Annotated in this window: 10 protein-coding genes; 3 read left to right on the top strand and 7 right to left on the bottom strand. The window is 41.3% G+C overall.

Annotated elements, in window-relative coordinates; translation table 11 throughout:
* Window positions 1-38: 38 nt before the first annotated feature.
* The 4 genes from MGG13_RS02880 to MGG13_RS02865 form a co-directional block, all read right to left on the bottom strand.
* The gene (locus MGG13_RS02880; protein ID WP_239035308.1) at window positions 39-2,384 is read right to left on the bottom strand and encodes an immune inhibitor A domain-containing protein; all 2,346 of its coding nucleotides are present in this window, start codon (window positions 2,382-2,384) and stop codon (window positions 39-41) included.
* A 133-nt stretch (window positions 2,385-2,517) separates the two neighbouring features.
* Complete coding sequence (locus MGG13_RS02875) at window positions 2,518-4,197, bottom strand: immune inhibitor A domain-containing protein (RefSeq protein WP_239035307.1); 1,680 nt, start codon at window positions 4,195-4,197, stop codon at window positions 2,518-2,520.
* Window positions 4,198-4,302: 105 nt separating this feature from the next.
* Window positions 4,303-4,605, bottom strand: a complete 303-nt coding sequence (locus MGG13_RS02870) for a hypothetical protein (protein ID WP_133430891.1) — start codon at window positions 4,603-4,605, stop codon at window positions 4,303-4,305.
* Between the two features lie 54 nt (window positions 4,606-4,659).
* Window positions 4,660-6,693, bottom strand: coding sequence for a cation:proton antiporter (locus MGG13_RS02865; RefSeq protein WP_239035306.1), 2,034 nt, complete (start codon window positions 6,691-6,693; stop codon window positions 4,660-4,662).
* Window positions 6,694-6,764: 71 nt separating this feature from the next.
* On the opposite strand from MGG13_RS02865, the gene MGG13_RS02860 reads away from it, so the two are divergent.
* The gene (locus tag MGG13_RS02860; protein WP_239035305.1) at window positions 6,765-7,268 is read left to right on the top strand and encodes a cupin domain-containing protein; all 504 of its coding nucleotides are present in this window, start codon (window positions 6,765-6,767) and stop codon (window positions 7,266-7,268) included.
* Between the two features lie 33 nt (window positions 7,269-7,301).
* On the opposite strand, the gene corA is transcribed toward MGG13_RS02860, so the two are convergent.
* Both corA and MGG13_RS02850 read right to left on the bottom strand, forming a co-directional pair.
* The gene (gene corA / locus MGG13_RS02855; protein ID WP_239035304.1) at window positions 7,302-8,249 is read right to left on the bottom strand and encodes a magnesium/cobalt transporter CorA; all 948 of its coding nucleotides are present in this window, start codon (window positions 8,247-8,249) and stop codon (window positions 7,302-7,304) included.
* A 9-nt stretch (window positions 8,250-8,258) separates the two neighbouring features.
* Window positions 8,259-8,681 (bottom strand): GNAT family N-acetyltransferase, encoded by a 423-nt coding sequence (locus MGG13_RS02850; RefSeq protein ID WP_239035303.1) that lies wholly within the window; start codon window positions 8,679-8,681, stop codon window positions 8,259-8,261.
* 221 nt (window positions 8,682-8,902) lie between these two features.
* On the opposite strand from MGG13_RS02850, the gene pflB reads away from it, so the two are divergent.
* Window positions 8,903-11,152 carry a formate C-acetyltransferase gene (gene pflB, locus MGG13_RS02845; RefSeq protein ID WP_239035302.1) on the top strand — a complete coding sequence of 750 codons (2,250 nt, stop codon included), beginning with the start codon at window positions 8,903-8,905 and terminating at the stop codon, window positions 11,150-11,152.
* A 23-nt stretch (window positions 11,153-11,175) separates the two neighbouring features.
* Window positions 11,176-11,931, top strand: a complete 756-nt coding sequence (pflA, locus tag MGG13_RS02840; protein ID WP_239035301.1) for a pyruvate formate-lyase-activating protein — start codon at window positions 11,176-11,178, stop codon at window positions 11,929-11,931.
* Window positions 11,932-11,962: 31 nt separating this feature from the next.
* On the opposite strand, the gene MGG13_RS02835 is transcribed toward pflA, so the two are convergent.
* A complete protein-coding gene (locus MGG13_RS02835) occupies window positions 11,963-12,439 on the bottom strand; it encodes a DinB family protein (RefSeq protein ID WP_133430898.1) in 477 nt (158 codons plus the stop codon).
* Window positions 12,440-12,698: the final 259 nt, after the last annotated feature.

Here is a 12,698-nt window from a genome sequence, read left to right as displayed (position 1 = left end):
TTATAGCAAATAAAAAATGCCACCGAAGTGGCATTTTTTTATTTATAGACGATGACTTTTCCGACTGATTTATCTTTAGATTCTGCGACTACCTTCACTTTCAGTCCATATTGCGGCAGGATTTTTCCTGCATGCGGCTGGGCTGGATTAGAGTAATCATTCTGATCATTGAAAAGCACACTTGATTTCAGGCTGTCATCAACAAGCGTTGATCCATCATCAAGTTTTAATTTGAGTGGATCCTGTGCAGTCATGCTGAACGCAGCATCGCGGACCTGGTACTGAGTCGATGCATATGATGCCGTTGCACCGTTCCATTTCAGTGGATTCTGGTCTGCATCGACAATTCCGATATAGCCGTATCCCGGATGTTTTGCGACATGATTGTCAGAATAGCTTTCATCAACATAATAGACGTTTAAGCCTTGATTGAAGCTCATTAAGTTACCTGCACGTTTAATATGTGCCAGTCCTTCATCAATCTTATGATGACTTCTCCATTGAAGCAGATAATAGTTTTTGCTGTACTTCTTACCATCAGAGACAGTGAAACCATTCAGTTCAAACTTAGAAGTGTTTTCTGCTCCATCTGCGAGCACTACTCCTCCATCAGCGTTTACTTTGATGTCATCAATATAGAGACCAGTGCCGATAGAACCTGCATCTGTGACATATAGATAGCGCAGCTGAACTTTCTTGCCTGCATAAGCTGACAGGTCGAACTTAGCATCTACCCAGCCGTCACTTGTACCATCAATACCGTTACCGGCATTGGCACCTGCACCTTCAGGATCATCATTATTTGTGATGTTACCAGCCAGATTAGTCCAGTTCTTACCATCTGTAGAGGCCTGTACATATGCATAGTCATAACCTTTTTCGATATCATATGATGCCTTAAATGATAAATCTGCTGATTGTTTTCCTGTTAAATCGACAGTTGTCGTCATAGATGTCAGAAGATTATTGTCTGCCCCACTGAAATAGGTTTTAGTGCCTTCAGCTGGTTTGACAACCTGTGTTTCTTTATCAGGTAATGTGATTTTAACAGCATCATCATTTGTCCCTTTGCTTGAAGCCTCATCTAATGTGAACGCCTGAGGAGTGGAAGTGACGTCTTTAACATCAATTTCACTACCAGTCTGCCAGTTACCACCGTGGTAGTTTTGAAGCAGTTCTTTCATATAAGCATCAAAACCAGTTGGTTCAGTACCTGGAATTTTACCTGCCCAGCTACCGCTTGACATAATAGACCAGAATGAGACAGGTTCACCTTTACCAGAATAAATCGTATCATATTCATCCGGGAGTCCTAAGTCATGGCCGAACTCATGAGCGAATACCCCGGTCGCACCGTCTTCTGGTTCAATTGTGTAGTCGATGACAGCAAGCTCGCCTCCAAATTGGTCCAGTCCTGATTTTGTACCTGGAATCGTATACGGTTCACCCTGTTCGTTGAAGTCCAGACTCCAGCGATGAGACCAGATAGCATCCGGACCAAGACGGCCACCACCTGCATCTTCACCCGGTCCAGCATGGATAATCATAACGTGGTCAACGATTCCATCTTTTTCATTCAGCACACCGTCTCCATCAAGGTCATAACGATCCCAGTGGTCATAGTCTGACAGATCAAGTGTTGGATCTTGCGCCGCTTTTTGAAGTGCTTCTTTTATAAGTTCCTTCGGACGGGCATCACTGCCATCTGCGTCCGGATAGTTGCCTCCATAATAAGCTGCCGGATGGTCAGCAGTGTACCAGCCATGGACATCTCCTTCGATATCATAACTGCCACCAGACTGATTCTGATAGAACTGCTTCATACTCAGCAGATTCTCACCATTCGGTCCTTTGAATCCTTTTTCACCGAACACCATCTGCTGATAATGATTTACTGGGTAATCTTCATAGAACATATCACTTTCTTCTTTTGTGATTGTTGAGTTCTTGTAATCCGGGAAGTCGATAGCGAGAAGCAGCACTTTATCTGTTCGTTTTTCGCCGTTATACTCTTCTAATTGCACAGGCTTCAGAACATTTGCATGTCCTTTTTTCTGCCCTTTTCCTTTAGTGAAACGATTGTCTTTTGCTTTGTTAGATTGATCCGTCACTTTCTTGAACTTTTTAACGAACTTGCCTTCATTTTTAACTTTTTCAGTCGCTGCTTCCCCTTTGTTTTTCACATAAGCTTTGACTGCTTTTTCTGCTTCAGCACGCGATGCATTTTCTTTCAAGACACCTTCCTGCTTCAGCATCTCGATTAAACGGTCTTCATTTGCAATGACACTGTCAAAGCCCGTCCCCTTATAATAATCACTTGCAAATGCAGTACCAGATGAAATAATTCCCAGTGTTAAGACAGATGAAATCACTTTCTTTTTCAAATGATGGCCCCCTTTTGTTTAATTAAATACATTATGTCGGAATTCGAAGGAGTTGTAAATAAGTATTTTAAAATTTCTGATATATTATTTTAAAAATTAAAATGCACATCTCTTATTGAAATGTGCATTTTAATTATTTATATATTTTTATTTTTGCTACTGTACCTTCTTTGTTCTGATCGACTACTCGCATTTTAATACCATATTGCGGCAGTACCCGACCCGCTTCAGGCAGCATAAGGTCATCCAGTTTCGCCTGTGTGTAATTACGGTCAGAAAAAACAGGGACTGGATTTGTGTTCTTTTTCTTAAAGAAATAATTTGAAAGCTTATTATAGTTACCATAACGCTTCGTGTTAAACGGGGCATCAAATATTTGAATATCAGTCGTCGGTGCATTGTCTGTTTTTGATATCAATGTTTTAGGAGATGCATCTACTACACCGACTAAACTTTTACCCGGATGGCTCGATAACGATGAGTTATTACGGTAATACTCATTGACGTACCACACCAGCATACCTTTACCATAATAGTTTCGGCCAAAGGGGTCGTAAATTTCACTAAGCCCTTGATCAATTCCTGTATGAGTTCGCCACTCTACCAGATAATACTGCTGGTAATTTCTATAGCGCCCGGATTTAAGTTTTTTCTTGATAGGAGGCAGCTCAATTCTGAGAATATCATTATTACGCCCCTTTCTGCTGGCCTGGTCGAGAAGGTACGTCTTACCTTTTGTCGTGATGTCAGTTGATTTGATGACAGAACCTCGGAGCCAGTTGCCGCCGTACATCATCTGCAGATCAGATTTGGCCAGTGGACTTAAGCCGACTGGTTTAGAACCGACGCGTTTACCAGCGTCCGCACCGTAGCTCATCAGTGACCAGTAACGTACAGGTTCGCCGGCGTGGCTATTAGCAGACCGGGATGTATCATATTCATCGATTAATCCGAGCATATGCCCGAACTCATGGGTAAATGTACCGACAGAGCTGTCTTCTGCCATCACCCCGTATTCGCCTATAGCGAGTCGATGACCCGGGAACTTGGAAGTCCGGCTATAGGTGTTCGGAATCATGTGAGGTTTTGAGCCTACTTCACTGACGTGCTCCCAGATTGAATTCTGACCGAGTGCACCGCCTCCTTCACTTTCTCCGATACCACTGAAGACGACTATAAACTTATCTATGATGCCGTCAGGTTCATTCACTTTCCCGTCCTGATCCCGGTCATAATAATCATAGCGATCGTATTTAGATAAATTGACGGATTTATCTTTAGCGACCCGGGCCGCTGCTTCCATGATCAGTTCATGTACGTGTGCATCATCATTCGAGTCCTCATTGACCCCGTAATAACTTAATGGTTTCTTCGCACGATACCAGCCAGTAACCTGGCCACCTAAAGTAAAGCTGCCTCCTGAAGAAATCTCATAATAGTTTTTTACTGAACGATAAGATTTGCCGTCAGGTCCTTTAAAACGATCTGCAAAAAATACATCTCTATAGTGCTCTTTAGTGTATTTCGGATAGTAGTTCCTGGAGGCACTTGTGCCAGGCGTATAATGGCCCATTTCCGGTTTCAGCGTCGACTGTTTACTATCACTGAAATCCATCATGACGATGAGCACATTTTCTTTCATAACAGGTCCGCTATATTCTCTTGCTTTAAAAGCGGGCATACCAAAAGTAGGCAGGAAACTTCGTTTATGGACTATTTCAGAGTTCGTTTTCACTTTTTCAGCACCATCCACTTTTATGGTCTGACTAGCGAGGATCAGTGCAGCAATTAATGTGATCATTATTTTTTTCATATTTTATACCTCTATTGTTGTTGCTATTTCCCTAAATCATATCATGCCTCACCTTTCATTAATATAAAAAGCATCTGATTTTCATTAAAATCAGATGCCCTTATTTTATCTCGATTTGTAGGATAACAGACGAACCTTCACAGTATCCGTTTTAAAATCTATTTTTTCGTTACGCGGTGTTGTGACGGTCGCATCTACAATATCATCCGTCTCATTGAATTCATATGTGACAAGGAACGTCTCAAATTCATCATCAAAATTCGGTTTCTGAGCGACTATACGATTAATATCACCGAAGCTGTCAGTCACTGTATAGCCAGTAATCGCTTCCAGTTCACTTGCAAGCTCTCTTAAAGTCATTTCTTTATTTTCAATCAGAACAAACTTCTCTTCATGCATGGTCATCATCCTTTTTCTCTTATTCTTAACTTTTTCATTCCCCATCCCCAGTATCGAGAAACATCAACTATGATTATCGAGTAGAATCATCTCATCATAGTTCAATGATTGCCGCAGCTCAATGGCAACTTCTGAAGATATTTTACCGCGTGAGGCCAGCTGCTGAACCACTTCACGCTCCATACCGATGACATTCAGCGCCATCAATGCTTCTGCATCCTCGAGCTTTTCATTTACAATATTACGCTTTAACTGCTCTACTCGGTTCAAGTAGATATCTGATACAAGCGCTACTTCCATACGGTTATCACCATCTGTTTCTTCGAGTAGTGCCGAAAGCACTTCAGTATAGACCTTATTGGCGATGTTCTGCAGTTCAACTAGATGGCTTCTGAAAGTAAGTGGGCTCATTCCGCTGAAATGTGAGCCCAGCTTACGTCTGCTTTTCCGTACACGCAGTATAAAAAGTCCTCTCTTCAGAAAAGAAGTGTGCGCAAACAAGCGTGTCCGCTCGATATAAGCGATGTAGTTTTGATACGCACTCTCAGATATCGCTCCACTTTCCGTTAAGTCTTCAAGCACAGCAGCTTCGACATCAAGCGCTTTGTTCTGGAGCCTGATGATCTCCTTAGGATTTTCGTCGTGATCATGAATCCGCTTATAGAAGTTGATACGCATCGTGTTCTGACGAATCAGATTACCTGTAATCGCCGTGTTCTCTTCTGTCGTCTGCCTTTGCAGATATTCAATCGCTTTTTCAATCACGAAAATACGTGCTTCTTTAAATGAATATTTGGATGTATTCTCGATGATATCTTTTTCTACCAGCAGTGGCAGCAGCACCTGAGCCACTACTAAACTGATGACTACTACCCCTGCTGCTATAAATAGCAGGTCATCTCTATAGATGAAGTCCTGGTTCTTATAGATTTCATATGGCAATGTCAAAGCGATGGCCATTGAGATAGTCCCGTGAACACCACAGACTGCAGCAATCAGTGCATATTTAAAGCGTGATGGCCGCTCTTCCGGCACATCCGAGTCCTGATTGTTCAGTATTTTGATGAACGGGTTTTCAGGTATATAGAACATATCATAGAGTAGGAAGACCCATATAAATCTGAAGAGATAGACAAGCAGTGAAATGATGGCAGTCAGAATTAAAAGACCCACTAAATTCTGTCTTTCGTGCGTGATGATCTCAAGTGTGACTTCCGGAATAATATAGCCGAGAATGGTGAAGACCATCCCATTAAGTACAGTAGATAGTAATCCCCATGTATAGTTGTATCCCATCTGAAGTTTAGTCGTTGCCTGACTGAAGCGGTCTCGTTCTATCCCATGAACGATACCGCCTATCACTGCAGCGATTACACCTGACACGTGGAATGATTCTGCCACCATATAAATAACGAAAGGTGTCAGCAATTGTATAAGACTGAAGATATACTCTTCTTCGAACCCACTATCCAGCAGTCTGATTCTTATCTGGACGAAGAGAAGACCGATAATCAGTCCGACGATAACACCGCCTATTGAAGTCGTCAGAAACTGAATCGCAGCGCCTTGCACAGTAAAGACATGCGAAGTTAAGGCTACAACAGCAATATTGAAACTCAGGATCCCTGCTGCATCGTTCAAAAGTGACTCTCCTTCAAGAATCGTCATCAATCCTTTAGGAAGTTTTTTACCTTGTGCAATGGCCTGAACGGCCACTGCATCAGTCGGACAGATAATAGCTGCCAGTGCAAAACAGGCCGCAATCGGTATCAATGGCATCATGAAATGCGTGATATAGCCCAGACCGATGACTGTCGTAAAAACGAGACCGATCGCCATCAGAACGACAGGTTTGATGTATTTTAATAACTTAATCCGGGAGACATGGTTCCCTTCCAAAAAAAGCAGCGGTGCGATAATACCAATCAGAAACATCTCGGGTTCAAATTCCATGACAATAGGTACAGGTGTCAGGAAAATCAGCATGCCTAAAAATATTTGAATAAAAGCAAGAGGCAGTCGTGGAAACTTGTAGTGAATAACTGTTGATATAATAGTCGCAATAATAAAACTAGAAAGCATAATAAATATTTCCATCTGTTCAGTCCTTTCTATGGTTGATAGTCATTATAAAGGGAAATATGATGTTAAATAAAGGAGGTCATTTTATGAGACATACCATCTTACATGCACCCGTTTCCCCGTCAGCACCCAATCATATGGTGCTCCCTGTCATCATCTATCATGATATCAAAGAAGACCCGGTCGAACTATTTAAACGCAATGACTGGCATCAAGTCTGGACAAACGGTGTCTATGATTACCATCACTTTCATCCAAACTGTCATGAGGTGCTCGGTGTTAAAGAAGGTCAGGCAGAATTGATGATCGGAGGCGAGAAGGGTCAGAGAGTCACAGTTCAAAAAGGCGATGTACTACTGTTACCCGCTGGTTACGGTCATAAACGACTGAGTAAGTCAGAAGATTTTAAGATAGTCGGTGCTTACCCTACTGAAGAAGAAGTAAAGACTGAAACATCTTATGATGACTTGACTGCTATCAATAGAAGCATCAACAGCGTCAAACTGCCGGATTCCGATCCAGTAACAGGCAGTAACGGTCCGATGTTCAAAGAATGGCATAATATCTATTATTGCAACGCTGAATATTAAAAGAGGTCATGTTTCCAATGAAACATGACCTTTTTAAAACCAGTTTTTCTGCCTGAAGTAAACAATCATACCGAATGTAATGACAAGCATCACGACCCAGACACCTAAGTAGCCATATTTCCAGTGAAGTTCAGGCATCACGTCGAAGTTCATGCCGTAAATCCCGGCAAGTAACGTCAGCGGCATGAAGATAACAGAGTAAATCGTGAGAATCTTCATGATATTATTCATCTTGAATGAGTTAAGTGAGATGTAATTATCACGAATATCAGCGGTCATCTCACGCGACGATTCAATCATTTCCACTTGCTTGATCAGATGGTCATTAATATGATGCAGAAAGATTTTCTGTTTCTTGGATAACGGCATAATTCTGCCTTCCAGCAGCCTGTACACCAGATCCCTCATCGGTAGTACGGTTCGTCTGATCAGGAGCAGATCCTCTCTTAAATCAAAGGTCTCCTCTATCAGCACTTCTGTCGAAATATCCACTGAATGTCTGTCCTCAAAAGAGAAAACTTTATCTTCCAGTTCATAAACAAACGGAAAATAGTTATCGACAATCGCATCCAGCGTCAGAAACATTATTTCAGAAGTAGATGCTTTTGAGTTATCCTTCTTGTTGATCATCATATTCCAGACTTTATCTACTTCTTCTGAATGTTCCTTATGATAGGTCACGACTAATATATCATTAATGAAGACGTCTATTTCTTCAGGCTTCATGGTCTTCAGATCGATTGCATGAAAGACATAGAAGAGATAATCATCATATTCCTTATACTTCGGTCTTTGTCTCACTGAGACTGCATCTTCTATAGAAAGCGGATGGAAGTGAAAGAACTGGCTGAGCAGAAGGTTTTCATGCATTGTCGGTTCAGACATGTCAACCCATACAAGACGTGGCTCTGAAGTCATTTCATAAGGAGATTCACATGTCTTCAGCTCATTATTGATATCTATATATAATGTACGGATCATAAGTCACCTCTATAGTTCAAGTCTCATTTCTTTACCTTTCCAATTATAGCCTAATTTCTGATTGAGGGCGACCATGCTTCTATTAGCAGGATGAACGGTCCCTGTAATATAAGTCATTCCTTTTTCTTCACTTATTCTCTTTACTTCATTTTTAAGCTTGCTGGCGTAACCTTTTCCTCTTTGCCCAGGATTCACCCACAATGATTTTATATGCGTATAGTCAGTCATCGCGTACCAGATAAAGGCGACGAGCTCCTCTTCTACTACTGCAAGTATTCTGTCGCCACTGTACTGCATGAGCAACCGTATTGATTCTTCTCTTAAAATATACTCTAGTTCAGTCGGCCGCCAGTCTTTGTAGTCTGCAGGGATTGTTTCATGTAAACGCGCGATTGTTTTCAGTAAAGGGTCATCGTAATTAATATGTATCATCATAGTTTGATTTTAACATGATGAATAGAGTATGAAACAACCGGTAGATACCTGTTATAGATACAGATTTTATTTCTGCAGATGTACTATTACAGCCAAGCACTTGATATGACTGGATTTCTAAAAAAACTTAAAAATATTATAAATAATGTGATTCCATTCACGTATGTGTTATAATTGTCTTGTGAAGTTAATCACATTATGTTTGGGAGGCATACATTATGTTAAAAAATGAACAAAAACAAACTACTGCATGGTCTGGATTCAAAACTGGTAAATGGGCAAAACGTATTGATGTCAGAGAATTCATCCAACTGAACTACACACTGTACGAAGGTAACGATGAATTCTTAGCACCTGCAACAGACGCAACTCAGAAACTCTGGGCACAAGTAATGGAGCTGACTAAAGAAGAGCGTGACCGTGGCGGCATGTGGGATATGGATACGAAAGTCGTTTCTTCTATCACTTCTCACGATGCAGGTTACTTAGACAAAAATCTTGAAACAATCGTCGGCGTTCAGACAGAAAAACCATTCAAACGCTCTATGCAGCCTTACGGTGGTATTCGTATGGCAAAAGCTGCTTGTGAATCTTATGGTTATGAGTTAGATAAAGAAACAGAACATATCTTCACTGAATACCGTAAAACACATAACCAAGGTGTATTCGATGCTTATTCAAAAGAAATGCTTGCATGCCGTAAAGCAGGTATTATCACTGGTCTGCCAGATGCTTATGGTCGTGGACGTATTATCGGTGACTACCGTCGTGTTGCTTTATACGGTGTAGACTTCTTAATGGCTGAGAAAAAACGTGACTTCGATAACATCTCTACAACAATGTCTGAAGACGTTATCCGTATACGTGAAGAAGTATCTGAACAGTACCGCGCATTAAATGAACTTAAACAGTTAGGTGAAATCTACGGATTTGATTTAAGCCGTCCAGCTGAAAACTTCAAAGAAGCTGTACAATGGACTTACCTCGGCTACCTTGCAGCAATTAAAGAACAGAACGGTGCTGCGATGAGTTTAGGTCGTACTTCTACATTCCTTGATATCTATGCAGAACGCGATATCAAAAATGGCGTATTAACTGAAGAAGAAGCACAGGAAATCGTTGACCACTTCATCATGAAATTACGCTTAGTGAAATTTGCTCGTACACCTGACTACAACGAATTATTCTCTGGTGACCCAACTTGGGTAACTGAATCAATCGGTGGTGTCGGCATGGATGGCCGCGCGCTTGTCACTAAAAACTCATTCCGTTTCTTACATTCTTTAGACAACTTAGGTCCGGCACCAGAACCAAACTTAACAGTACTCTGGTCTACTCGCTTACCTGAGAACTTCAAAAAATACTGTGCGAAGATGAGTATTCAGACTTCATCTATCCAGTATGAAAATGATGATCTGATGCGTGAAAGCTACGGCGACGACTACGGTATCGCCTGCTGTGTATCTGCAATGAGAATCGGTAAACAAATGCAGTTCTTCGGCGCTCGTGCGAACTTAGCAAAAACGTTATTATATGCAATCAATGGTGGTAAAGACGAAAAATCTGGCGCTCAAGTCGGTCCGGCTCTTGCACCCATCACATCTGAATACCTTGATTATGACGAAGTTATGGTCCGTTTCAATGATATGATGGAATGGTTAGCAGGCGTTTACATCAATTCATTAAACGTCATCCACTACATGCACGATAAATACAGCTATGAAAGAATTGAAATGGCTTTACATGACACTGAAATTATTCGTACAATGGCTACAGGTATTGCCGGTCTTTCAGTTGCCGCTGACTCATTATCAGCAATCAAACATGCTAAAGTTAAACCAATCCGCAATGAAGAAGGTTTAGTGGTTGACTTTGAAACTGAAGGTGAATTCCCACAATACGGTAACAACGATGCACGTGTTGATGATATCGCTGTTAAATTAGTAGAAGAATTCATGACAAAATTACGCAAACACAAAACTTACCGTGATTCAGAACACACAATGTCAGTGTTAACTATCACTTCTAATGTGGTATATGGTAAGAAAACAGGTAATACACCAGATGGCCGTAAAGCAGGCGAACCATTTGCACCAGGTGCGAACCCAATGCATGGACGCGATCAAAAAGGTGCTTTAGCTTCATTATCATCAGTTGCTAAATTACCATATGACTGCGCTAAAGATGGTATCTCTAACACATTCTCTATCGTACCTAAATCACTCGGTAAAGAAGACGATGCTCAGCAAAGTAACTTAGTCAGCGTATTAGATGGTTATGCAATGCAGCATGGTCACCACTTAAATATCAACGTATTTAACAGAGAAACTTTACTGGATGCAATGGAACATCCAGAAGAATATCCACAGCTGACAATCCGTGTATCTGGTTACGCTGTTAACTTCATCAAATTAACACGTGAACAACAGCTGGATGTTATCTCTAGAACATTCCACGAAAAAATGTAACTAATTGCTTAGGGGGACTTCAATTGATTAAAGGACACATTCATTCAGTCGAAAGTTTAGGAACAGTAGATGGACCTGGATTAAGATATATCTTATTTACACAAGGGTGCTTACTACGCTGCCTATTCTGTCACAATCCAGATACTTGGCAAATCGGTGAACCTTCACGCGAAGTGACGGCTGAGGAAATGGTTCAGGAGATACTCCCCTACAAGCCTTATTTCCATGCATCAGGTGGCGGTGTTACAGTGAGCGGTGGCGAACCGCTCCTGCAACTGCCATTCCTTGAAGAATTATTTAAACAGCTTAAAGCTGAAGGTATCTCAACATGTATCGATACATCAGCCGGCTGCTTTAATGAAACACCCGCTTTTATGAATCACTTTAATGAACTGCAGAAATATACTGATTTATTTTTGCTAGACATTAAACATATTGATAACGATAAACATTTAAAACTGACAAGTAAGCCCAATACCCATATCCTGAAATTTGCACGTTTATTATCTGACCGCAAACAACCTGTCTGGATCAGACACGTTCTTGTACCGGGGCTGACAGATAGCAGAGAAGATCTGATTAAGCTCGGTGAGTTTGTTAACTCTCTGGACAATGTAGTTAAGTTTGAAATCCTCCCCTATCACCAGCTGGGCGTCCATAAATGGGAGGCGCTCGGTATCCCTTATGAATTAACTGACGTCGAACCCCCTAGCGACGAAGAAGTCAAAATGGCTTATGATTTAGTCGGCTTTAAAGGATTGACCCCTCTTAATAGTTAAAAAAGATTCAGGCAGCTGCCTGAATCTTTTTTTATTTGTCATCTCTTGATGGGCCGTAGATAGAAGGGACATGAAGATCAGCCTGACGCATCAGCACAGTCATCTGACCACGATGATGCACCTGATGTAAGTTCGCTGCCTGAAGCAAAGCACCTTTTGGCATCTTTGTTCCAAACATATCTGCTTCGTCTAATAAATTTGCATCAGTTAAAGTCTGCTGATAAGAATCAAGTACGCTTTTGTATGTTTTTTCATAAATATCTGCAATCTCTTCCGCACTGTCAGGTGCTGAGTCAGGTGTAAAGCGCGCACCTTCAAATGTTTCGCCCGTAAGTGAAGCAAAGCCACCCGCGCTTTGCGTGATATGCCAGGCAATTTCACCTAAAGTACGATCATTTTCAGTGACTGCCTGCTGCAGTGATTCATCAGTCAGTTCTTTTAAACAATTCAGAGTCAGTTGACCTTCGCGTTCATATTCCTGGATAAATGAATCTTTAGATGTGTACATGTGAATCCTCCTTTACTGTGATGGTTTAAGTGTAGAGGGTAAATCATCAAAGTGCAACAAATGCACTTTGTGCCCAGAATGGCATATTGACAATTTAAGGAACACACTTTACACTTAAGAAAAAGAAAGGACGTGAGGTCTATGGTAACGATAAATATTTTTCTGTCACCGAAGCCATGGACCACGTGCGCCCTTTAACGGACGTTTTTTCAGTGTACCCATGGCTCAGCCATGGGTATTTTTTATTAACTGAAAAAGG

It is taken from the genome of Macrococcus brunensis (assembly GCF_022343725.1).
GTDB classification, from domain to species: Bacteria; Bacillota; Bacilli; order Staphylococcales; family Staphylococcaceae; genus Macrococcus; species Macrococcus brunensis.
The sequence above is the reverse complement of the archived record's forward strand: the minus strand, read 5'-3'. Positions and strand labels throughout refer to the sequence as shown.